This window comes from Rhizobium sp. AN80A (genome assembly GCF_030053015.1).
Lineage (GTDB): Bacteria > Pseudomonadota > Alphaproteobacteria > Rhizobiales > Rhizobiaceae > Rhizobium > Rhizobium metallidurans.
This window is the reverse complement of record NZ_JASJPX010000003.1, coordinates 1,512,991-1,535,125: the sequence shown is the minus strand read 5'-3', so window position 1 is coordinate 1,535,125 and position 22,135 is coordinate 1,512,991. Positions and strand designations below refer to the sequence as shown.

Below are 22,135 nucleotides of genomic sequence, written 5' to 3'. Positions count from 1 at the left end.
CACTCTGTTTGCACATTATGTGATCGTTTTGTGGTCAGATTGTCGCAGATAAAGGGCTAGGTATGCATTTTGCGCATGGCTGACTGAGAGTTAGAGCGTTGGTAAAAGCGCTCCGCGCCGCCTATCTTCTGGTCATCGACAAGTGACTGAAAGAAGAGGCATCCAAATGTTTACACCGATCAAGAAGTTCGCTCGTGCCCTGCGCGCTCCGAGTGCTGAAGAACGCGAAACCGCGTACCTGAACGGTTCGTTCGACCGCATCGATCTGGAATACCGTCAGCGTCAGGTTGACCGTGGTCTGTTCCGTACCCGTTAATCGGCTATCGGATTTGCAAGTGGGAAGGGGCGTTTGAGTTACGCCCCGGTGGATACTCGGCCGGCGCACATCAAATAGCGGTCGAGGTGGTCTGGCGCTCTTGTCAGGCCTGTGCGGCATGCACTACATACGCGCCATGTTATTTCGTCGTCGGAAACCCGCTGGATTTCGTGAGAAGCTGCGCGAGCTGCTTTGGCCACGAAAGGGATTCCTGAGGCCGCCGCGCTATCTGGTTATGCGCGTGCTGCGCCTGAGGGCGTCGCCATATGCGGTGGCTATCGGCGTTGCGGCGGGAGCATTCGTCTCCTGGACACCGTTCGTCGGCGTCCATTTCGTCATGGCTTTCATTCTCACCTATGTTTTCTCCGGCAACATGGTGGCCGCGGCTCTCGGCTGCGCGGCCTTTGGCAACCCGCTGACTTACCCGTTCATCTGGGGAACGACCTGGGAAATCGGGCGGCTGCTCTTGAGCGGCGACAATACGATGCAGGGCACCGCGGTGGATCTTCCCGCGCTCCTGCACGAGCTCCACTTCAGCGAGCTGTGGCGTCCGGTGCTGGAGCCGATGCTGATCGGGTCGTTGCCGCCGGCAATCGTCACCGCCTTGGCGATGTATTTCGCGACATTCTACACTGTCCGGGGCTTCCAGGGACGCCGCCGCGCCCGCCTGATCGAGCGCGCGCGCCTGCGGGTCGCCGATCCCGTTTCGCTTGAGGAGACAGTATGATCATTGGCATCGGCAGCGACCTCATCGACATCCGGCGCGTCGAGAAATCGCTCGAGCGCTTCGGTGAACGCTTTACCAACCGCTGCTTCACCGAGATCGAACAGCAGAAATCCGACCGCCGCGCCAACCGCGCCGCCTCCTACGCCAAGCGTTTCGCCGCCAAGGAAGCCTGTTCGAAGGCTTTGGGCACCGGTATCGCCCAGGGTGTCTTCTGGAAGGATATGGGTGTCGTCAATCTCCCGAGCGGCAAGCCGACGATGAAGCTGACCGGCGGCGCCGGCGAGATTTTGCAGAAGATGTTGCCTGCGGGGCACCGCGCCGCCATCCATTTGACAATTACCGATGATTATCCCTTGGCGCAGGCCTTCGTAATCATCGAGGCACTGCCGCTAAGCAACTGATCGTTACATCTCGGGCTTTTAATGTTCGTGGCATTGCCGCAATCAGCCGAAGCCGCTACACAGAACCGATTAAAGACTTGCGCCGTTTTGGCGCTCTGAAGGAATAGAACTGCGTGTCCGAAAAAGTTCAAGCCAAGCCGAACGCCCTCTGGGAGAACATCAAGGTCATCGTCCAGGCATTGGTCTTGGCGATGGTGATCCGCACGGTCCTGTTCCAGCCCTTTACCATCCCCTCCGGCTCGATGATGCCGACGCTTCTGGTTGGCGACTATATCTTCGTCAACAAGTTCGCTTACGGCTACTCCAAATACTCGTTGCCGTTCTCGCCGAACCTGTTCAGCGGCCGCATCTTCGCAAGCGAGCCGAAGCGCGGCGACGTCGTCGTCTTCCGCTTCCCGCCGAACCCCGAAGTCGATTACATCAAGCGTCTCGTCGGCCTTCCCGGCGACCGCATCCAGGTGACCGATGGCGTGCTTTTCGTGAACGGCAAGGCTGTTCCGAAGGTGCAGGACGGCACGTTCAACTCCGACTACGCACAGGATCCGGGCCAGGACGTTCCGGTGTTCCGCGAAACCCTGGATAATGGCGTGACCTACGACACGCTCGACCAGTCTCCGGTTTCGCGCGGCGACAACACGCGCGAGTTCATCGTCCCCGAAGGCAGCTACTTCATGATGGGTGACAATCGCGACAACTCGCTCGACAGCCGCTTCGATGTCGGCTTCGTGCCGGCCGAGAATCTCGTCGGTCGTGCCAGCGTCATCTTCTTCTCGCTCGGCAACGACACCTCTTTCCGCGAAATCTGGAAGTGGCCTTCCAACATGCGTTGGGATCGGTTGTTCAAGGGCGTTGAATGAGCAAGTCGCCGACGCTTTCGGCGGCCGACCGAACAAAGCTCGAGGCGCTGATCGGTCACGTTTTCGCCGAGAAGGAGCGCCTGGATCGCGCGCTGACCCACGCCAGCGCCCGTACCCAGAAGGGCGGCAACTACGAGCGGCTTGAGTTTCTTGGCGACCGGGTGCTCGGCCTGTGTGTCGCCGAGATGCTTTTCAGGACCTTCGGCGCGGCATCGGAAGGCGAACTCTCCGTACGCCTGAACCAGCTGGTCAGCGCCGATACCTGCGCCGAGGTGGCCGACGAACTCGGCCTGCATCTCTATATCCGCACCGGCGCCGACGTGAAGAAGCTCACCGGCAAGCGCATGATGAACGTTCGCGCCGACGTCGTCGAAAGCCTGATCGCGGCGATCTATCTCGACGCCGGCCTTGAGGTCGCGCGCCGCTTCATCGTGAAGTATTGGGAAAAGCGCGCGGTGCGCGCCGATGGCGCCCGACGCGACGCCAAGACGGAATTGCAGGAATGGTCGCATGCCAAATTCGGCGTGACGCCAAACTACCGGGTTGAAGAACGCACCGGACCGGATCATGATCCGCGCTTCACGGTGACGGTCGAAGTCGCCGGTGTGAAGCCGGAAACGGGCGTCGAGCGCTCCAAGCGTGCCGCCGAGCAGGTGGCCGCGACAAAGATGCTCGAACGCGAAGGCATTTGGCAGAAATCGTCTGCCGGAAATTGACGGGAACAATGACCGAAGAACACGACATCGCGGGTAGCGCCGCCGAACCCGCTGGCCCGACGCATTCCGGCTTCGTCGCCCTGATCGGGCCGACCAATGCCGGCAAGTCGACCTTGCTGAACCGCCTGGTCGGCGCCAAGGTATCGATCGTCAGCCACAAGGTGCAGACGACGCGCGCCGTCATCCGCGGCATCGCCACCCACGACAACGCCCAGATCGTCTTCATGGACACGCCTGGTATCTTCAAGCCGCGCCGCCGGCTGGATCGCGCCATGGTGACCTCCGCCTGGGGTGGTGCCAAGGACGCGGATATCATCATGCTCCTGATCGACAGCGAGCGCGGGTTGCGCGGTGATGCCGAGAAGATCCTCGAGAGCTTGAAGGATGTGCCGCAGCGCAAGATCCTTGCTCTCAACAAGATCGACCGCGTCAAGCGCGAGGATCTGCTGGCGCTGGCATCGGCCGCCAACGAATACGTCGCTTTCGACCAGACCTTCATGATCTCGGCCGAAAACGGTTCGGGCTGTGACGACGTCATGGACTATCTCGCCAAGACGCTTCCCGAGGGGCCGTGGTACTATCCGGAAGACCAGATTTCCGATCTGCCGATGCGCCAGCTGGCTGCGGAAATCACCCGCGAGAAGCTGTTTCTGCGCCTGCATCAGGAGCTTCCCTACGCCTCGCATGTCGAGACGGAGAAATGGGAAGAGCGCAAGGATGGATCGGTTCGCATCGAACAGGTGATCTACGTCGAGCGCGATAGCCAGAAGAAGATAGCGCTCGGCAAGAACGGCGAGGCGATCAAGGCGATCTCCACCGCATCGCGCAAGGAACTGTCCGAAATCCTCGAGCAGACCGTGCACCTGTTCCTCTTCGTCAAGGTGCGCGAGAACTGGGGCGACGATCCCGAGCGTTTCCGCGAAATGGGCCTGGAATTCCCCCGCCAGTAAGCGGGCCGGCCGCCGCGCAAGTCCCTCGTTTTCTTGCAAAAATCTGGAGATCGAGGGAACAAAATACGAAGTGACGAGTTCTTTAAGAGCGGCGTCCCGATTTCGGGGCGCCGCTTTTTCTGGATTATGGGACACGCATGGCGACATCACGGCCGACGCATTCGTTCAAGACACCCTGCGAACAGTGTCCCTTGCGGCCGCTGCCGCATTTTCGTGAGTTCACCGGCGACGAGCTGGGCTTCATTTCAAAGTTCAAGAAGGGCGAACTGGCGGCTGATGCGGGTGCCACGATCCTGGTGGAAGGGGCGCACAGCGCCCACCTGTTCACGGTTCTGACCGGTTGGGGTTTCCGCTACAAGGCGCTTGAGGACGGTCGGCGCCAGATCCTGAACTACATCATGCCCGGCGATCTGATCGGCCTGCAGGGAACGATCATGGGGGAGATGCAGCACTCGATCGAGGCGCTGTCGCCGGTCTCGCTCTGCGTCTTCGAGCGCGACAAGCTGATGACGCTATACAACAAGCACCCGTCGCTCGCCTTCGACATTACCTGGATGGCGGCGCAGGAGGAGCGGATGCTCGACGAACACCTCTTGAGCATTGGCCGCCGGACGGCGCTGGAGCGCGCCGCCTATCTGATCGCCTTCCTTTATCAACGCGGCAAGCAGCTTAATCTCTTCAATGGCCATAGCGCCATCCCGATCACCCAGCAGCATATCGCCGATACGCTCGGCCTTTCGATCGTGCACACGAACAAGACCTTGAAAAAGCTCGCCGCACGCAAACTCATCCGCTGGCAGGAGCGCGCCTGCGAGGTGCTGGACGGCGAGACGCTCGCGAAGATCGCCGGCTGGGACGGGCTGGACGACAAGGTTCGCCCATTCCTTTAGCGGTTCTATCTATGTCTTTTTTAAATGCAAATTTTCAGGTCGGCTCATAATGTCCAGCACGAGTCATTCTTGTGTCGAGATTCTCAAATATCGACCGGGACTGAAAAAGCGGCTATGCAAGCATAGGCGGCGTGAACTTTTTGGCTGAAGGCCTTGGGTTGTCAGGGGTGGAAATGCGGTTTTGGGATACAGGGTGCGTCTATGGCGGCGCACGGAAGAGGGCTTTGTGATCATGGTCGCGAGACGTGTTCTGGTTCTCGAGGATAGCTTGATCATCGCGATGGAGGCGGAAGACATTCTGCGCGCCGTCGGCGTCGAGACCATCGACATTTGCAACAGCGTCGAGCAGGCCAATGAGGCGATCCTGGCCGACAGCTATGATTTCGCTTTGCTTGACGTCAATCTCGGCGAGGTCATGAGCTTCGATTTCGCCCGTCGTGTCGCTGTCGCCGGAATTCCTTTCGGCTTCGTCAGTGGCTACTCGGATACGCTGGATTTTCCCGAAGACCTTCAAGACAGGCCGCTTCTCGTCAAGCCGTTCGACGAGGACGCGATGCGCGACTTCCTGCGCCGGCTTTTCCCCTCCGAGACCTGATAGGCTTTCATGACAGGGCTCCCACCATGCGCTAGGATAACGCGTGGTCGGAAGGTCGATTTGTAATGCAGTGGCAAGGTCGTGCAATCATTCTTGGCGTTCGGCGCCATGGCGAGACAAGCGTCATCACCGAGGTGATGACGCCGGATCGCGGCCGTCACCTGGGCATGGTGCGATCCGGACGTTCGCGCGCCATGCAGCCGGTGCTGCAGCCCGGCAATGAGGTCGAGGTCACCTGGCGCGCCCGTCTGGACGAGCATATGGGCGAATTCCGGGTCGAACCCGTCACCTTGCGCGCCGCCCGCCTGATGGAAACGGCGACCGCGGTCTACGGCGTTCAGGCAATGGGCGCCTTGCTCAGGCTTCTGCCGGAGCGCGATCCGCATCCGCATCTCTTCGAGGCGCTGGAAGTCATTCTCGACAATCTCGACAACCCGGCCGATGCCGGCGAATTGTTCGTTCGCTTCGAGCTCGCCGTGCTCAACGATCTAGGCTTCGGGCTCGATCTCAGCGAATGTGCCGCAACGGGCAGCCGCGCCGATCTTGCCTACGTCTCGCCGAAGTCGGGTCGCGCGGTCAGCCGCGCTGCAGGCACGCCCTGGGCCGACAGGATGTTCGCCCTGCCGTCGTTTCTCTCCGTGGAAAAGCGCCAGGCCGCCGATTTCGACAGCCTGTCCGAAGCCTTTCGCCTGACGGCATTCTTCCTGCATCGCCATGTCTACGAGCCGCGCGGCCTGGAACCGTCGACGGCGCGCGAAGGCTTCGTGCAGGCGGCGTTGAAGGCGCTGAAACCAGCCGCCGCCATATCGGGTGACGTATAGGCCTAAAGCTCGTCGCGCAAAATCGTGCAGCGGTTTTGCAGCGCCGGCATGCGGCAAGACAAGGGCTCTAAGCCAACGTCACGCCCGCTTGCGCACCTTGAACGCCCATCCATCAGGCCGCTCGCCGAGAACCTTCACCGTATCGCCGATCGCGATAGCGCCTGCCGCGCGTGGCGTGACGTTCCAGCCGAACAAGGGGCCGGGGACGCGCCTGTCGGCCGACATGCGGATGCGGCCCATGGCCGGCATCGGGTTCGCGACCTCGCGAGAGCCTGTCTGCTGGTCCTGCGTGGTCATGATGCAACGCGCGCACGGCTTCACCAGGTCGAAGCGGATGCCGCCGATCTCGATTGCCGCCCAGCGGTCCTCCGGCCAGGCTTCGTCCGTGTCGATGACGATATTCGGCCGGAACCGCTCCATGCCGACGCTGCCTTCGCCGTGCGCCTCGATATCGGCGTTGAGCGCCTTCAGTGATCCGGTCGTGGTCACCAGGATCTGGTAGCCGTCCGCGAATGTCACCGGCGTGCCGTCGCCCGCCCATTCGGCGTTCGCCGTCCGGTCGGCCTCCTCGTCGAAAAATACGAACTTGAGCTCCCGGCCGAGCCAGCGCGACAACACCGCGTTCGATTGGTCGTCGGCGACCGCGGCATTGACGATCGACCGCCAGATCGAGACATCGATGCGCCGGCTGCCATCGGGCAGGGGGACGAACAGGCTCTCTCCGCTCATGCCGAGCCGGAAGCCGGATGTCTCGCGCTGAACGTCGAGCCGCGCCAGATCCGTCAGTTCGCGCTGGGTGATGAAGCTCCCATCCGGATTGACCAGCATCGCGCGCCGATCGCCGGTAAGGCCGAAGGCATCGATCTCCGTGCTTTGAAGCGCGATGCCACGGGCGCTCTTGAGCGGATAGATGAAGAGATCGCGGACGCGCATATGAGATACTCCTAGATTTCGTCCATGAAGGCGTCGAGAAAGTCCCGCAGCCTCTTGTCGCGCTCGGCCGCGAGCGCGCGCCCGGCGGCTGTCTTGAACCCGTCGGCCAGTTTGAACAGTTTCGTCTGGAAATGGTCGATCACATAACGCCGGTCGTCAAGCGGGCGGTCGTTTCCGGCAGGATCGAGCGGGTCGTAGAGCGAGGACGCCATGCGCCCGCCGATATAAAAGCAGCGTCCCGCGCCGACCATGCCGATTGCATCCAGCCGGTCGGCATCCTGCAGGATCTTCGCTTCCAGCGTTTCGGGCTCGATATTCGCCGAGAAGCTGTGGGTGAGGATCGCGTGGGCGACGGCGGCGATATCCTCCTGCGACCATCCAAGGTCCGCCAGCACGCCGGAAGCCTTCTCGGCGGCAAGCGCGGATGCCCGGGCTCTCAGCGGTGAGCTCTTTTCGACGGCCACGCAGTCATGCAGCAACACGGCGGCGGCAAGTGTCCGCCCGTTTCCGCCTTCGCTTGCCTGGATGCGCATCGCATTCTTGAAGACCCTGAGGATATGCGCGAGATCATGCGAACCGTCGTCGCCCTCGTGCGAGTGCGGTATCAGCGCTTCGGCAAGCGTTTCAAAGGGGCGGAAGGCCTGAGCCTCTTTCATGTGCGCACCAGGAATAGACAGAGACCGCCTCTCTTAGAGCGAGCGGCGACGAGTCGCAATGCGATGTCACATTGCCCGCGCCTTGCCGGTCGGCCGCGACCGCGCAAGCAACTGCGGCACGTCGAATGCCGGGCGAGGCGAGCTGATATGATAGCCCTGGATTTCGTCGCAGGCCTCCTGCGCCAGCAGATCGTGCTGTTGCTCCGATTCCACCCCCTCGACGGTGACGCGCATGCCGAGCGCGTCGCCGAGCAGAATGATGGCGCGCATGATCGCGAATGCTTCCTTGTTGTCGACGATGTCGTTGACGAAGGATTTGTCGATCTTGATCTTGTCGAACGGAAAGCTGCTGAGATAGCTGAGCGACGAATAGCCGGTGCCGAAATCGTCCATGGAGATGCGGATGCCACGCTGGCGAAGCGCATGCAGCATCGGCAGCACCTCGTCGCGGTTCTCCATCAGAACGCTCTCGGTGATCTCGATCTCCAGGCGTCCGGGAGAGAGCTGCGAAAGCGCAAGGGCCTTGGACACGTCGTCCATGAGGTCGCCCGACGTGAACTGGATGGCGGAAACATTGACGGCGACCTTGATGCCGTCAGGCCATGTCGCTGCGTCCAGGCAGGCGCGCTTCAGGACCCACCGGCCGATCTCGACGATAAGGCCGACCTCCTCGGCCAGCGGAATGAACTCCATCGGCGCGATCCGCCCGCGGGTCGGGTGGTTCCAGCGCAGCAGGGCTTCGAAGCCGCAGATGCGCCGTTCGGCCATGTCGTAAAGTGGCTGATAGTGCAGCTCGAATTCCTCGCTGTGGATCGCCTTGCGCAGATCCGCCTCAAGCGCCCGCCGCGATTCGAGCTGTGCTTCCATCTCCGAGGTGAAGAAGCGCTCGCCGCGTCTGCCGCCGCTCTTGGCGTGAGACAGCGCCACGCCGGCGTGTTTCAGAAGCAGCTCCGTCTCGATGCCATCCTTGGGGCAGATTGCGATCCCCATGGAGACGCTGAGCTCGACGGCCTTTTCGCCACGAAAGAAGGGTGCCGAGAGCTCCCGCCGGATTTGTTCGGCGAGCGCCATCACGTTCCACGGCTGCTCGCGTCCGTTTTGGAGAATGGCGAATTCATCGGAGCCAAGGCGTGCCAGGATATTGCTCTTGCCCGCAAGCGCCCGCAGCCGATCGGCCACCTGCCGCAAGATCTCGTCACCGGCCGAAACGCCGAGCGTGTTGTTGACCGACTTGAAGCGATCGAGATTGAGGTGAACGAGCGCGATGTGATCGGTGGGCTTGCGCGCGGCAAGCGCGGCGTCCAGCTGATCCCGGAACCGGAGGCGATTGGGAAGGCCGGTGAGGGGGTCGTGATGCGCCAGAAACGCGATGCGTTCGGCGGCTTTCCGGTCGTCGGTGATGTCGGCATGAATGGAGATGTTGCTACCGTCAGGAAGGACCGTGACGACACTCTGAACGATGCGCCCGTCATTCATCACCCACTCGCGGCGACGGATATGTCCGCCATCGGAGCGGCTTTCGCGCGTGGCTGCTCTCGACCCCGGCGTCTCCAGGCCGTCAATCTTCGCGATCAGCGAGCCGATCGACGTCCCCGCCCGCGTATCGTCGGCGTCCAGCCCAAACAGCTCCTGAAAGCGAATGTTGGAGACGACGAGCGTCTGATCCGAATCGAAGATGCACAGACCGAGCGGCAGGTGATTGAGGACGATTTCGAGCAGGCGGCTCTGCTCGGCAAGGTTTCGATTCGCCTGACTGAGGACGACTTGAAGCGCTTCGTTCTCCTCGATAGCCCGGTTGGCGTGGCGTTCCAGGCCGCCGATACTGCGAGCTTGCTCGCGGTACGTGTCCAGGACAAGCTTGATCAGCCGCTGCCCGTCGGCGGTGCCGTCGTCGTTGAGCGATGCCGCGCATTGGCGCCTGAAGAGCGCTTCAGCTTCCATGGCCAATCATCTCCGCCGCCGATGAGGGCACGAGCATGCCGGACGAACTGACTTTCTGGATGCTGGGATCCCGTGCGATACACGCGACATACAAAGACATTCCTGAAGCGTTCTAAAACAAGAAAAATATGCAATCTAAGGTTGATATCGTGTCGTAAACCTAACGAACATAATCCTTTGGTCGCATTAATATTTGGTTCTCGTCGAAACAAATATAGAAATAGCGCTATATTAATCAATGCCTTTCGCGCTTTAAACGACACCCGCGCCGGTGCCGCTTCGCACAAAAATCGCGAGTGCCGAAAAAAGTCAGACTTTGTCAATCATGGTTAATACGGCATTAACAAGTTATTGACCGACCCGGCAAATCAGTTTATCCACCGCCTTAGTTCTGATTTTCCCTATTCGTATTGCGTACAAACATCATCGGTAATGCGGTGAACGGAGGTTTGTATGAGCCGTATTTCGTCTGCACTTGATACGTCCTACGCGTATCTCGGTACTCTTTCGAGATTGGATTCCAACAGTGACGGCGTGTTGAGCCGGAGTGAGCGTGCGGCTGATGAGAAGCCGGGGATCCTGTCCGTTGTAAGCCAGTCTCAGGGCACCCAGGAAGCACCAAAGCTGTCGAATGGCGTCCTTGCATTCATGATGGGAGCACGCCAGTCCGGCACTCTCAATTCCGGCAATGAAGGCCAGGTTAACATGGCCAATGTTCTCTACAAGAACACCTATGGCCAGTACGATCTCGACATCGCGTCCTGATCGCTTGCTTTTGGATCGATCAAACAGGAAGCCGGCCGTTTGGTCGGCTTTTTCTTTGTCCTCCTTCCCGCAACACACTGTCTGCCGGGAACACCGACACGGCGCATGCGTTTGTGAGAGAGTGCTAAAAGGAGGGCAGCGGGATGAAACGGCTTCTATTTATAACACTGACGACCGTCGCGGCGCTGACGACATCAGCCGTCGCGCAAGACAAGCAGACGGCCTCGGCCAATTTCGCCGGCGCCGATGGCAAGGACAATGGCCGCGCCGCACTGACGGCCTCGGCCACGGGCGGCGTTCTGATCGAGTTGGAAGTGTCTGGCCTGCCGGCAAACAAGTGGGTCGGCTTTCACGTCCATGAAACCGGCAAGTGCGATGCCGCAACCCATCACGAATCCGCGGGCAAGCACTTCAATCCCACCAGGGCGGAGCATGGTCTGCTCGCCGCCAAGGGGCCGCATGCGGGCGATATGCCGAACCAATATGTCGGGCAGGACGGAGTGCTGAGGGCGCAGGTCTTCGACGGGATGGTGACGCTCGATGGCAAGGACAACGGCATCCGCGGCCGCGCCCTGATGATCCACGAAAACTCGGACGACTATCGCAGTCAGCCGGCCGGCGATGCCGGCGCCCGGCTAGCCTGCGCCGTCATCAAATAGCTTTTACCCTGTCGCTTTGATATCTGGCGGTCGCCTGTCTGGCGGCCGCCTTTACAGAATGGGAAGCCCCTTCTCGTCGAAGCTGGCCTTCATCCGGCTGATGATGTCGCGGCGCACGTCTTCCCATTCGCCGGTCTTTACCCAATAGCGCAGCAGCAGCGTGATCTTGTCCGACGTCACGGCGTCGATATAGGTTTTCGGCTGCGGCGACTTCTCCACCCGCAGATCGGCCTGGGCGATATCCGTCAGCATCTTGATCGCCAGATCCACATCGTCGCCGGCGCGAACATTGATCATCAGGTCGTTCTTGCGCGTCTTCTCGCGGCTGTAATTGGTGATCGGCGTGTTCCAGAGGGTCGAATTCGGCGCCAGCAGATAGAGCCCGTCGGCGGTGCGAAGCTCCGTGGCGAAGAGGCCGATTTCACGCACCGTGCCGGCGACAGTGGCTGTCGCGATATACTCGCCGACGCGGAACGGCCGCAGCACCAGAAGCATGATGCCCGCAGCGATATTCTGCAGCGTGCCCTGCAACGCAAGGCCGATGGCGAGACCCGCCGCGCCGAGCGCTGCGATGATCGAGGCCGTCTGCACGCCGAACTGACCGAGCACGGTGATGAAGACAAGGATCAGCAACGCATAGTGCAGGACATTGGTGAAAAACCGCGCCAGCGTCTCGTCGATGCCGCGTACCCGTGAAATGCCTTCGAATGCCCAGCGGCTGACGAAGCTCGCCATCACCCAACCCAATATCAACAGGATGAGCGCGCCGAGGATGGAGAAAGAGTATTGCACCGCAAGAGCGCTTGCCTGGCTCAAGGCCGTCCGGGTTGCCAGGATTGCGTCTGTTGCTTGTTGTTCCATGATCTCGCCAAATATTTGAAATGATTATCGGTTGACCTGCGTAGATGGGACAGAAGGCAGGCGCGTCAACCGTTTAAAACCGTCAAGCTTCGTCCAGCGCAAGTACGAACGGCGCGTTTCCATCCGCGTCGGCACCACGGCCGATCCCCTTGATCGCCTTTACCAGCCGTCCATCGCGGCCAAGCAGCGCGTCGCCGATCTCGATGATCCGCATGTTCGGCGTGGCGTAGGGCGAGGCCGCGCGCAGACGCCGCGCCAGCGCCTCTTCGCTCTGATCCGGCTTTAGCGACAAGGCCACGACCACGGCGGCGGCGGGCGAGCGCGATACCCCCATCCAGCAATGAACGATGAGCGGCGCCCTCTGATCCCATTGCGCCGCGAAGTCGATGATATCCCGGACATGCGTTTCATCCGGGGCCACGAGATCGCCCGTACCCTTGAAGGCGATGTCGTTCATGTGGAGCAGCAGATGCCGGTGCGCCTGGATGACCGCCGGGCGATGGAAGCTTTGCTCCTTCGCCATCAGGCTGATCATTTCGCGGGCGCGGTGCCGCACGGCCATTTCGGCGATGCGGGCAAGCGGGGCGACGACGATCGATGTCATGGCTTCCCCCGCATGCCGTCGATAGCGGCGAAGCGCTCGCAGAACAGCCGCTGCGCTTCCGTAGCCGGCAGGGGCGTCAGGAGAAGCATCTCCTTGGTGATGCCGCGCGGCTGGCCGAAGAGCTTCTGCGCCTCGCTGGCGCTGAAGCCCGCGAGCTGCGAGGCCTCGAAATAAGCCGCGATCGTATCGGCCTTCTTGATGTTGTCCTTAAGTTCGCGCGACGGGTGGGGCGGCAGTCCGAACCGCAGGTTGATCGCCGCCTCCAGCCGCTTCTCCACCGTCTTGTAGCCGCCGCCGACCACGGACTTGAACGGCGAGATCATGTCGCCGATCACATATTCGGGCGCATCGTGCAAAAGCGCCATCAGGCATTGCTCCGGCGTGGCCTCGTTCAGCCGCCGAAAGATGTCCTCGACCACCAGGCTGTGTTGCGCGACCGAAAAGGCGTGATCGCCCGAGGTCTGCCCATTCCAGCGCGCGACGCGCGCCAGGCCGTGGGCGATATCGCTCACCTCGACATCGAGAGGCGAGGGGTCGAGCAGATCGAGCCTTCGTCCGGAAAGCATGCGTTGCCAGGCGCGGGGAGCCTTCGTCGTCAAGCGCTGGCCTCGTCGGAGCCGGCCGGAAAGACGAGCGCCGACCACACCGGCAGCGCCACGGTGACGGTGACGTCGCCGGCGAGGAGCGGCGTGTCCGATGACATGGCGTCGCCGGCGCGATCGATCCTGACGATGGCGAGCCCGCGATGGCCGGTAACGGAGCCGAGCGTGCCGATCGGCTTGCCATTGGCGGTGATCTCCGTGCCCGAAGCAGGGAGCGGCTCGGTGCTGCTGACGGTCACGACGCGTCGGCGTGCCGTTCCGCGGTGCTGCATGCGCGAAACGACCTCCTGGCCGACATAACAGCCCTTCTTGAAGGAGAGTCCGCCGTTCAGGTCCATCAGCACGTCATGCGGAAAGGCATCCTGCAAGGCGTAGTCGGAACCGGAAACGGCGATGCCATGGGTGGCGCGCAAGGCGTCGTAGAGGGTGATGTCGTCGCCGCCGTGCTGGCCTGGGCGACGAAACACCTCGATGCCTGCCTTGGCGAAGCGGCTGTCCCGGAAGCCTTCGGCGGGCGCCTCGTCCCAGGAAACGGTGACGCCGCTGCCTTCGGCGGTAAGTGCCACCGCGGCGCGAAGCTTGTACATCGTCAGCCGCTTCGTCAGCGCCTCGCGCTGCCCTTCGTCGGTCTCGATGATGAAGTCGTCGCCATCGCGCCAGATCATGAAGTCGAACAGGATCTTGCCCTGCGGCGTCAGCAATGCGCCGGGGCGCGCTTCGGTCGCGTCGAGCGAGACGATATCGGTGGTGATCAGGTTATGCAGAAAGGACTGAGCCTCGGCGCCGCTCACCCTGATGAGCGCGCGATCGTTCAGAAATACGGCTGGCATGGGCGCACCTGTCGCGTTGTTATCGCTCAGAAGTATGTCGTCGGAGCGGGGATCGCAAGCATCAGTCGCCGGCGGTGAAGAACTTCCATTTTCCGTCGGGGGTGATGCCGAGACGGTAGAAATTATAGCCGCCGAATTCCTGCATGTCGGCGAGATCACCCGCGGTGACGATTCGCAACAGTTCGACACGCTCGGGCGGCGTCAGCTTCTTCAGGTCCTTGTCCGCGAAATACGGCCAGACATACATCTCGTCGGCCGTGCCCTGGCCAGAGTGCACGAATCCCGTCGAGATGATGTCGAGAATGATTGCCAGGATCTCATTGCCGTCAGGGTCGCCGGAGATGTCCTTCAGGGTTCGGATCGGATCGTCGGTCGCTTCACCGACGCTGACTTGTGTCTGTGTCGCGCCGGTGCCGAACAGCGGGCGCAACCGCTCGAGGTCACCTGATGCCGCGGCTTCGACGATCTGCTCGCGCATACGGCGGACCGGCTCGGGCACCTTGCTGATATCGTAGAGAACGTCGACCGGCTTCGAGCCGTCCTGCGCGCCCGGCGTGGTGTCGGGGCTCTGGCCCGCGGGCTTGCTGATGACAGGTCCGGGCGAGGGGACGCCTGATGATGCGTCCGGCGCGCTTGGCGGCTTGTCGGTGGAGGTGCCGTCGGAAACGCCCGGCGTCTTCTGCAGCTCCGAAAGCGCGAAGGCGGATGGGGCGCCCATAAGGCTGCTGGCACCGAGGCTGATTGCAAGCAAAAACGGCGCGATGGCAGGCCGCGAAGCATTCTTCATATCGGTGCGCATGAAACTCTCTGTGTTATTGCAGGATGCGGGTCGGAGAAAACTCTCCGGCCAACATGCGTTCTCGCAACGATTCCAGCAAGGCTTCCGCGTTCTTTTCGCCGTGCAGCCGAATGGTTTCGCGAAGCGCGTGAATGATCGCCGTGTCGGCGATGATCTCGGGTTCGATACCGTCGGCCATGCCGTCGGCCCAGGCTTCGTTATGGTACTCCAGCGCCGCCTGCATCTTTTCGTGGACGATCATGTCGTCGATGTCGTTGAGGCTCGGTTCCATTAGCTTTTCCTCGAACTGCATGCCTTACTGTCTGGTTAACAACACTATCAGCCTTTTCCCAAAACGACACGTCCCGCAGTGAAAAGAGGTTAATTTATCGTTAATTTCCAAAGCGTGACGTAATTTCGGTGGCAAGTGTTGCGCCTTCGTTACGGTAGCGTTCTTCTGCCACGATCGCCGCTGGTGTGCAATCGGTATAAACGGAGGCGAAGGCGCGGTATCCGCGATTGAACGCCGCTGTCAGTTTCTCTTTTCTGCCCGGCTCGTCTTTCGTTTCAGAATCAAGCAGTTGCTGCATTCGCGCCCGCCATTCCTCGCCGTTCCGCGCCTTGCAGAGCGTTCTGAGATAATGCACCGATCCCAGCACCTCGGCCAACCGGCCAAGCCGGTCGTCGTAGGGAACGGTGACGTCTTTTGGCGCAACCGGCTCGTCGGGTACAGCCGTCACCGGCCCCTGTGCCGAGACGAATGTCGGCGCCGCCGTCAGGACGCCAAGAACAAAACACAACAAGACGCGGCGAATGGGAATCATGTGAGTATTGGACACCCAGAAGGTGGCGGCGACAAGGTGTGGGGTCGCCTTTCCCCTTGCTTATTGCCCTTCCTTATTCCCTGGCGACCGCCAGCCGTTCGGCGCATTCGAGCACGCTCTGGGGTGTCGGCAGCCGGCGAATCTCGTCCACGGTGAACCAGCCGAGGGCGACCGCGTCGTCGGCCGCCACCGCGACGGCATCGGCGTCGGCCTCGACCCGAAAAACGGAGAGATGGAAGTGGCTGGTGAGGCGCCCGTCGGCGCCGTGCTGTTTCAGGTCGTAGGTGGCGAAGATCTCGGGATTGCGGGCTTGGATGCCCGTCTCCTCCTCGAATTCGCGCAACGCGGTCTGATCGGGCGTTTCCCCGGGCTCCGCCCTGCCGCCGGGAAAGGCGTACATGTCCGCCGATGGCGGATTGCGCCTGAGCACCAGCAGGAAACGTCCGTCGCGCTCGAGAATCGCGGAAGATGCAGCAGTCGGAGAAGAAGTCATCAGAAAGGCCGTTTGTTGCTTGCCGGTGATCGCCGTCGCATGCCTATCTGAACCGCGAAGAAAGTGTGATCCCAGCGATTCGAAGGCAGCTGCCGTGACTTATATCATCTACGCCGCCGCGGCCTCTTCGAGATTGCCGGTTGCTTCGCTTTCTGGGCGTGGCTGCGCCTGGCAAAGCCGATCTGGTGGCTGGCCCCCGGCATGGTGTCGCTGGCGCTCTTCGCCTGGCTCTTGACGCTGGTTCCGAGCGACGCGGCGGGCCGGATCTTCGCGGCCTATGGCGGCATCTACATCGTCGCTTCGCTGATCTGGCTGTGGCTCGTCGAAAGCCGCGTGCCGGATCGCTGGGACATCGGCGGTGCCCTTGTCTGCCTCGTTGGCTCCGCGATCATCCTCTTCGCGCCCAGAGGCTGAGCCGACGGGCGCAGCCGCTGCTCCCCCTTGGCCAGTCCCTTGACCGCTGAATGGGCGGGGTGCAAATAGATTGTCATGTGTGGACGCTACGCCCTGACCATATCCCCCGAGGAGCTGAAGGAAATCATGGGTGTCCTCGACCTCGAGGATTTTCCCGCGCGCTTCAACATCGCTCCGACCCAGCCGATTCTGGTGGTTGTCGCCGGCGATGGACAGGAGAGGGGAAGCAATCTGCCGGATCGCCGCGCGCTTCTCGTTCGCTGGGGCTTCACGCCCGGTTGGGTGAAGGACCCCAAGACGTTTCCGCTTCTCATCAACGCCCGCTCGGAAACGGCGATCGGCAAGGCGTCGTTCCGCGCCGCGATGCGCCATCGCCGCGTGCTCGTTCCAGCCTCCGGCTTCTACGAATGGCATCGTCCGTCGAAGCAGAGCGGCGAGAAATCGCAGGCCTATTGGATCAGGCCGCGTCACGGCGGCGTGGTCGCCTTCGCCGGGCTGCTGGAAACATGGTCTTCGGCCGACGGCTCGGAAGTAGATACCGGCGCGATCCTGACGACCGCAGCCAATGCCGCGATCGCCCCGATCCACGACCGCATGCCAGTCGTCATCAAGCCGGAGGATTTCGCCCGCTGGCTGGATTGCAAGACGCAGGAACCGCGCGAGGTGGCCGATCTCATGCGGCCGGTCGAGGAGGATTTCTTCGAGGCGATACCGGTGTCCGACAAGGTCAACAAGGTCGCCAACATGGGTGCGGATCTGCAAACCCCGGTGCCGGTGGAAAAGCCGATGCCGCCCGCTGACAAGAAAAAGCCTGATAACGGCCAGCTCAGCTTCTTCTGATCCTGTAATCCCACTGTAGTCACATCCGGAAATTCACATGTTCTCCATTTCGGCCGCGCTCTCCGGCTTCTTCCTCGGCGCCTCCCTCATCATTGCCATCGGCGCCCAGAATGCCTTCATTCTGCGCCAGGGGGCTGATGCGCTCGCATGTCTTCATTCTGTGCCTGATCTGCGCCCTGTCGGACGCCGTGCTGATTGCAGCCGGCGTCGCCGGCCTCGGCACGCTCGTTTCACGCTCGCCCGCCCTGATCGCGGCCGTCAGTCTCGGCGGCATGCTGTTTCTCGGCGCCTATTCTGTCATGGCGTTCCGGCGCGCCCTTCATCCCGGTGCGATGCGCACGGGAACGCCCGAGCCGCTGGGTCTCAAGGCGGCGGTAGCCACGTGCCTGGCCTTCACCTTCCTCAATCCGCATGTCTATCTCGATACGGTGGTGCTGCTCGGCAGCCTGTCGGCCGCCTATCAGGGCGCGGACCGGCTGGCCTACGGCCTGGGCGCCGTCACGGCATCGTTTGTCTGGTTTTTGGTCTGGGCTACGGTGCGCGCTTGCTGCAACCGGTCTTTGCCAAACCCGCCGCATGGCGGGTTCTCGACGTGCTCATCGGCATCGTCATGGCGCTTCTGGCAATCAGCCTCGGCGCCCGTTTCCTGACGTCCTGATCAGGCGAGCTTCTTGGTGAGCGCTGGCTTCTTCAGCATCAGGGCGGCCGCGAGAACGGCCTTCAGGCCGAGCGGACGGTAGTGCGCGCTGAGGTCTGTCTTTGCCGGCTGTTCCACGCTTGTCTTCTTCGGGGTCACGTTACTCTCCTTAACTTTTGTCCCTGAACTCTTATAATTATTGCTTTTTTGCCTAAAATAACGACAAAATGGAGGCAAGACACATCATGATTTGTGTCGACAAACCATAATTCGCGAGGCTTGAGGCATGTCACGCAAAAGTGTGCAGCGGTTTGGCGCTGCCGACATGCGATAAAACAACGACTCTAAGTCAAGCAGGTCAGGTCAGGATAGTCTGGAAAGGCTCAGATATGACGGCCGATATCGTCTTCGCCGACACCGGGCTCTTCGATCGTCAGCGTACCGTATTTGCGCTTCCATTTGCGGGCGCCGAACGGCAGCGTCAATAGGTAGATCACGGCGGTCAGCGACATGACTTCCCAGGTGAAGCTCGAGAGCATGGCGACATAAAGCACCACGCCGAGCATCAGCGGCAGCACCAGATCGCGTCTGAGCTTGGTGCCCTCCGATTTGCCGGACCAGACCGGCAGGCGGCTGATGAGCAGGAAGGCGATGAGCACCGTGTAGCCGGCGGAAACATATCCGAAAGTCTTGTCGGTGCTGATTCCAAGGAAGCCGAGATAGACGGGCAGGAGCACCAGCATGGCGCCGGCCGGCGCCGGCACGCCGACGAAGTATTCCGACTGCCAGGTCGCCTTGTTCTCGCGCTCCGACATGACGTTGAAGCGAGCCAGCCGCAGCCCGGCCGCGATCGCATAGATGAGAGCCGCGATCCAGCCGAGCGAACGCGCCTGATCCAGCGCGAAGACATAGACGACCAGCGCCGGCGCGACACCGAAATTCACGATGTCGGCAAGCAGATCCATCTGCGCGCCGAACTTCGACGTCGCCTTCATCAGCCGCGCGACGCGTCCGTCGATGCCGTCGAGGAAGGCGGCGACCAGCACCATGCCGACGGCGAGCTCGTAGCGGTTCTCGAAAGCCAGCCGAATGCCCGTCAGGCCGGCGCAGATGGCAAGGATAGTGATCAGGTTGGGAACGACCAGCCGCAATGGAATCTCGCGAAGCCGTGGCCCGCGCCCCGAATTATCGGGCGGACCGTTGGGTTCGAAAGGCGGGAAGGGCGTTTCCATGATCGCGATCCTAGTGTTTTCAGGCGCGGCGGCTGATGACAGGGCCCTTGGCGGAGCCGAATTCGGCCAGCACCGTTTCACCCGCGACGGCCGTCTGGCCGAGCGTCACGCGCGGCTGCGCGCCCTCGGGCAGGAACACGTCGAGGCGCGAGCCGAAGCGGATCAGGCCGAAGCGTTCGCCGGCATCCAGCGGCTCGTTGGCATTGGCCCAGCAGAGAATGCGGCGCGCCACGAGGCCGGCGATCTGCACGACGCCGATCTGGCCATGCGCGGTCTCGATGACGAGGCCGTTGCGCTCGTTGTCTTCGCTGGCCTTGTCGAGCTCGGCGTTGACGAAGCTGCCGGAGCGGTAGTTGATGCTGACGATGCGGCCGCGCATGGGCGCGCGGTTCACATGGCAGTTGAAGACGTTCATGAAGACGGAGATGCGCAGCATCGGCGCCGAGCCGAGGTTCAGTTCAGCCGGCGGCACGACCATCTGCACGGACGACACCTTGCCGTCGGCGGGCGAGATCACCAGATCGTCGTCCTGCGGCGTCATGCGCTCCGGATCACGGAAGAAATAGGCGCACCACACGGTCAGGATCAGGCCGATCCAGAACAGCGGCTTGAAGATCCAGCCGAGAACGAGGGAGGCCACGAAGAAGGCCGCGATGAAGGGATAACCTTCCTTGTGCACCGGAACGATCGTGTTGCGTACCGTATTGAACAAGCTCATGTATGCCGCTCTCCTAGCGTTTTCGTCTCCGCTGGTTACAGGGAAACACTCCTGGGGGCAATGCCGATGCCCTTTCATGCACATCTATGCGGCGCGCGGGCCTGCAACGGCCCGAACGACCGAAAGTCTCAAGTGGCCGGCGCCAGCCGGTTGACCACGCCGAGATCGTCGTTCTCGCGCACCTGCTTCAGATGTTCCTCGGCTTGGGTCGCTTCGCGCTGGCGGCTCCACATAGACGCGTAGAGCCCGTTCTTCAGCAAGAGTTCGGCATGCGTGCCGCGCTCGGCGATCTCTCCGCTCTTGAGCACGATGATCTCGTCGGCGCTGATCACCGTCGAAAGACGGTGGGCGATGACAAGCGTCGTGCGGTTCTTCGAGACGACGTCGAGCGCGGTCTGGATCTCGCGTTCCGTGGTGGTGTCGAGCGCCGACGTCGCCTCGTCGAGTATGAGGATCGGCGGGGCCTTGAGGATCGTGCGGGCAATGGCCACGCGCTGCTTCTCGCCGCCCGAAAGCTTCAATCCGCGCTCGCCGACCATGGTGTCGGATCCTTCAGGCAGAAGGTCGATGAAGTGGGCGATCTGCGCGATTTCGGCTGCGGTCTTCACTTCAACCTCGGTTGCCGACGGCCGGCCGTAGCGGATGTTGTAGGCAACCGTGTCGTTGAACAGCACGGTGTCCTGCGGCACCATGCCGATCGCGGTGCGCAGGCTCTTCTGCGTGACCCCGCGCACGTCCTGGCCGTCGACGGTGATGGACCCGCTCTGGATGTCGTAGAAGCGATAGAGCAGCCGCGACATGGTCGACTTGCCGGCTCCTGACGGCCCGACGATCGCCACCGTCTTCCCGGCCGGCACGTCGAACGAAATCCCCTTCAGGATCGGGCGGGCAGGGTCGTAGGCGAAATGTACGTCCTTGAACGAGATCGCGCCCTGCTGGATGTTCAGCGGCTTGGCATCGGCTGCATCCTTCACCTCGGCCTGTACTTCGAGCAGGTCGAACATCTGCTCGATATCGGTCAGGCCCTGGCGGATTTCGCGGTAGACGAAGCCGATGAAGTTGAGCGGTACCGAGAGCTGCAGCAGCATGGCGTTGACGAAGACGAAGTCGCCGACGGTCTGCTCGCCGCGCTGCACTGCCAACGCCGAGAGGATGAGCATCACGGTCGTGCCGAGGCCGAAGATCACGCCCTGGCCGAAGTTCAGCCAGCCGAGCGACGTCCAGACGCTGGTCGCCGCCTTCTCGTAACGCTCCATCGAGGTATCGAAGCGCTTGGCTTCCATGTCCTCGTTGCCGAAATATTTGACGGTCTCGAAGTTTAGAAGCAGATCGATCGCCTTGGTGTTGGCGTCCGTATCGCTGTCGTTCATTGTCTTGCGGATGGAGATGCGCCAGTCGCTGGCGCGGATGGTGAACCAGATATAGGCCCACACGGTGAAGGCGGTGACGGCGAGATAGGAGAAGCCGTAGCCCCACCAGAAGATGATGGCGGTGAGCACGAACTCGATCAGCGTCGGTACCGAATTCAGGATCGTGAAGCGCACGATCGTCTCGATGCCCTTGGTGCCGCGCTCGATGATCCGCGACAGGCCGCCCGTCTTGCGCTCCAGATGAAAGCGCAGCGACAGCTCATGCATATGCACGAAGGTCTTGTAGGCGAGTTGGCGCACCGCGTACTGGCCGACGCTGGCAAACAGCGCGTCGCGCAGCTGGTTCAGGCCGAGCTGGATCAGTCGGGTGAGGTTGTAGGCGATGACGAGCGCGATCGCACCGACGAGCAGATCCGGCACCTTGCCCGCGAGATCAGACTTGCCGTTCAGCGCATCCGTCGACCACTTGAAGAAATAGGGCACGAGCAGCAGCACGAACTTCGACACGAGCAGATAGACCGATGCCCAGACGACCCGCATCTTCAGATCGGCGCGGCCGGTCGGCCACATGTACGGCCAGAGATTGAGGAGGGTCTGTAACAGGTTGGAGTCTGAAACTGTCTTGCCGTTTGCCATGCATGTCTCCGGCCCGCTGGAGGCTCTGGAAGTGTCGCGTTGCCGGCAAAGAGGGGAAGGGGCGCAGCG

General features: G+C 61.7%; 27 protein-coding genes and 2 pseudogenes. 14 read left to right on the top strand and 15 right to left on the bottom strand.

Annotated features, from left to right (window positions below):
- The first annotated feature begins 166 nt into the window (after nt 1-166).
- The 9 genes from P3R82_RS19215 to recO all read left to right on the top strand — a co-directional run bounded on the left by P3R82_RS19215 (nt 167) and on the right by recO (nt 6,273).
- Nucleotides 167-316 carry a DUF3563 family protein gene (locus tag P3R82_RS19215; RefSeq protein ID WP_112941369.1) on the top strand — a complete coding sequence of 50 codons (150 nt, stop codon included), beginning with the start codon at nt 167-169 and terminating at the stop codon, nt 314-316.
- Between the two features lie 136 nt (nt 317-452).
- The gene (locus P3R82_RS19210) at nt 453-1,043 is read left to right on the top strand and encodes a DUF2062 domain-containing protein (protein WP_283194928.1); all 591 of its coding nucleotides are present in this window, start codon (nt 453-455) and stop codon (nt 1,041-1,043) included.
- Complete coding sequence (acpS, locus tag P3R82_RS19205) at nt 1,040-1,444, top strand: holo-ACP synthase (protein ID WP_283194927.1); 405 nt, start codon at nt 1,040-1,042, stop codon at nt 1,442-1,444. Before P3R82_RS19210 ends, acpS begins: the two co-directional genes overlap by 4 nt.
- 113 nt (nt 1,445-1,557) lie before the next feature.
- Entirely contained in the window at nt 1,558-2,301 is a 744-nt protein-coding gene (lepB, locus tag P3R82_RS19200; RefSeq protein ID WP_183899496.1) for a signal peptidase I, read from the top strand.
- The gene (gene rnc / locus P3R82_RS19195) at nt 2,298-3,017 is read left to right on the top strand and encodes a ribonuclease III (protein ID WP_183899497.1); all 720 of its coding nucleotides are present in this window, start codon (nt 2,298-2,300) and stop codon (nt 3,015-3,017) included. Before lepB ends, rnc begins: the two co-directional genes overlap by 4 nt.
- Before the next feature lie 8 nt (nt 3,018-3,025).
- Nucleotides 3,026-3,967: a GTPase Era gene (gene era, locus P3R82_RS19190; protein WP_183899498.1), complete on the top strand. Its 942-nt coding sequence runs from the start codon at nt 3,026-3,028 to the stop codon at nt 3,965-3,967.
- 137 nt (nt 3,968-4,104) lie between these two features.
- On the top strand, nt 4,105-4,857 hold the full coding sequence (locus tag P3R82_RS19185; RefSeq protein WP_183899499.1) for a Crp/Fnr family transcriptional regulator: 753 nt from the start codon (nt 4,105-4,107) through the stop codon (nt 4,855-4,857).
- Nucleotides 4,858-5,089: 232 nt separating this feature from the next.
- Complete coding sequence (locus P3R82_RS19180; RefSeq protein ID WP_349294074.1) at nt 5,090-5,452, top strand: hypothetical protein; 363 nt, start codon at nt 5,090-5,092, stop codon at nt 5,450-5,452.
- 65 nt (nt 5,453-5,517) lie between these two features.
- On the top strand, nt 5,518-6,273 hold the full coding sequence (gene recO / locus P3R82_RS19175) for a DNA repair protein RecO (protein ID WP_283194926.1): 756 nt from the start codon (nt 5,518-5,520) through the stop codon (nt 6,271-6,273).
- Between the two features lie 78 nt (nt 6,274-6,351).
- Here the strand turns inward: recO and P3R82_RS19170 are convergent, their stop codons facing one another.
- The 3 genes from P3R82_RS19170 to P3R82_RS19160 all read right to left on the bottom strand — a co-directional run bounded on the left by P3R82_RS19170 (nt 6,352) and on the right by P3R82_RS19160 (nt 9,803).
- Entirely contained in the window at nt 6,352-7,206 is an 855-nt protein-coding gene (locus P3R82_RS19170; RefSeq protein ID WP_283194925.1) for an MOSC domain-containing protein, read from the bottom strand.
- An 11-nt stretch (nt 7,207-7,217) separates the two neighbouring features.
- Entirely contained in the window at nt 7,218-7,862 is a 645-nt protein-coding gene (locus P3R82_RS19165; protein ID WP_283194924.1) for an HD domain-containing protein, read from the bottom strand.
- Between the two features lie 66 nt (nt 7,863-7,928).
- Nucleotides 7,929-9,803 carry an EAL domain-containing protein gene (locus tag P3R82_RS19160; protein ID WP_283194923.1) on the bottom strand — a complete coding sequence of 625 codons (1,875 nt, stop codon included), beginning with the start codon at nt 9,801-9,803 and terminating at the stop codon, nt 7,929-7,931.
- A 453-nt stretch (nt 9,804-10,256) separates the two neighbouring features.
- Between P3R82_RS19160 and P3R82_RS19155 the strand changes: the two genes are divergently transcribed.
- Both P3R82_RS19155 and P3R82_RS19150 read left to right on the top strand, forming a co-directional pair.
- On the top strand, nt 10,257-10,568 hold the full coding sequence (locus tag P3R82_RS19155) for a hypothetical protein (RefSeq protein WP_283194922.1): 312 nt from the start codon (nt 10,257-10,259) through the stop codon (nt 10,566-10,568).
- A 143-nt stretch (nt 10,569-10,711) separates the two neighbouring features.
- Nucleotides 10,712-11,227, top strand: a complete 516-nt coding sequence (locus P3R82_RS19150) for a superoxide dismutase family protein (protein ID WP_283194921.1) — start codon at nt 10,712-10,714, stop codon at nt 11,225-11,227.
- 51 nt (nt 11,228-11,278) lie between these two features.
- Here the strand turns inward: P3R82_RS19150 and P3R82_RS19145 are convergent, their stop codons facing one another.
- From P3R82_RS19145 to P3R82_RS19110, 8 genes are all read right to left on the bottom strand, one after another.
- A complete protein-coding gene (locus tag P3R82_RS19145; RefSeq protein ID WP_283194920.1) occupies nt 11,279-12,088 on the bottom strand; it encodes a mechanosensitive ion channel domain-containing protein in 810 nt (269 codons plus the stop codon).
- 82 nt (nt 12,089-12,170) lie between these two features.
- Complete coding sequence (locus tag P3R82_RS19140; RefSeq protein ID WP_283194919.1) at nt 12,171-12,692, bottom strand: tyrosine phosphatase family protein; 522 nt, start codon at nt 12,690-12,692, stop codon at nt 12,171-12,173.
- Nucleotides 12,689-13,258 carry an HD family hydrolase gene (locus P3R82_RS19135; RefSeq protein WP_283196378.1) on the bottom strand — a complete coding sequence of 190 codons (570 nt, stop codon included), beginning with the start codon at nt 13,256-13,258 and terminating at the stop codon, nt 12,689-12,691. The genes P3R82_RS19140 and P3R82_RS19135 overlap by 4 nt, the downstream gene beginning before the upstream one ends.
- A 29-nt stretch (nt 13,259-13,287) precedes the next feature.
- The gene (locus P3R82_RS19130; RefSeq protein ID WP_283194918.1) at nt 13,288-14,124 is read right to left on the bottom strand and encodes a folate-binding protein YgfZ; all 837 of its coding nucleotides are present in this window, start codon (nt 14,122-14,124) and stop codon (nt 13,288-13,290) included.
- A 61-nt stretch (nt 14,125-14,185) separates the two neighbouring features.
- Nucleotides 14,186-14,923 carry a hypothetical protein gene (locus P3R82_RS19125; RefSeq protein ID WP_183899510.1) on the bottom strand — a complete coding sequence of 246 codons (738 nt, stop codon included), beginning with the start codon at nt 14,921-14,923 and terminating at the stop codon, nt 14,186-14,188.
- 13 nt (nt 14,924-14,936) lie between these two features.
- Nucleotides 14,937-15,194, bottom strand: a complete 258-nt coding sequence (locus P3R82_RS19120; RefSeq protein ID WP_183899511.1) for a hypothetical protein — start codon at nt 15,192-15,194, stop codon at nt 14,937-14,939.
- Between the two features lie 100 nt (nt 15,195-15,294).
- Entirely contained in the window at nt 15,295-15,726 is a 432-nt protein-coding gene (locus tag P3R82_RS19115; RefSeq protein ID WP_283194917.1) for a TIGR02301 family protein, read from the bottom strand.
- A gap of 73 nt (nt 15,727-15,799) precedes the next feature.
- A complete protein-coding gene (locus P3R82_RS19110) occupies nt 15,800-16,219 on the bottom strand; it encodes an NUDIX domain-containing protein (protein ID WP_283194916.1) in 420 nt (139 codons plus the stop codon).
- 94 nt (nt 16,220-16,313) lie between these two features.
- Here P3R82_RS19110 and P3R82_RS19105 point away from each other — a divergent pair.
- The 3 genes and pseudogenes from P3R82_RS19105 (at nt 16,314) to P3R82_RS19095 (ending at nt 18,131) form a co-directional block, all read left to right on the top strand.
- Nucleotides 16,314-16,633, top strand: a pseudogene (locus P3R82_RS19105) (YnfA family protein).
- A 75-nt stretch (nt 16,634-16,708) separates the two neighbouring features.
- Nucleotides 16,709-17,473, top strand: a complete 765-nt coding sequence (locus P3R82_RS19100) for an SOS response-associated peptidase (RefSeq protein WP_283194915.1) — start codon at nt 16,709-16,711, stop codon at nt 17,471-17,473.
- Nucleotides 17,474-17,510: 37 nt separating this feature from the next.
- Nucleotides 17,511-18,131: pseudogene (locus P3R82_RS19095) on the top strand (LysE/ArgO family amino acid transporter).
- On the opposite strand, the gene P3R82_RS19090 reads toward P3R82_RS19095, so the two are convergent.
- From P3R82_RS19090 to P3R82_RS19075, 4 genes are all read right to left on the bottom strand, one after another.
- The gene (locus tag P3R82_RS19090; RefSeq protein WP_183899517.1) at nt 18,132-18,269 is read right to left on the bottom strand and encodes a hypothetical protein; all 138 of its coding nucleotides are present in this window, start codon (nt 18,267-18,269) and stop codon (nt 18,132-18,134) included.
- 224 nt (nt 18,270-18,493) lie between these two features.
- Complete coding sequence (locus P3R82_RS19085) at nt 18,494-19,342, bottom strand: phosphatidylcholine/phosphatidylserine synthase (protein ID WP_283194914.1); 849 nt, start codon at nt 19,340-19,342, stop codon at nt 18,494-18,496.
- Nucleotides 19,343-19,361: 19 nt separating this feature from the next.
- Nucleotides 19,362-20,138 (bottom strand): phosphatidylserine decarboxylase, encoded by a 777-nt coding sequence (locus P3R82_RS19080; protein WP_283194913.1) that lies wholly within the window; start codon nt 20,136-20,138, stop codon nt 19,362-19,364.
- A gap of 50 nt (nt 20,139-20,188) precedes the next feature.
- A complete protein-coding gene (locus P3R82_RS19075; protein ID WP_283194912.1) occupies nt 20,189-22,066 on the bottom strand; it encodes an ABC transporter ATP-binding protein/permease in 1,878 nt (625 codons plus the stop codon).
- Nucleotides 22,067-22,135: the final 69 nt, after the last annotated feature.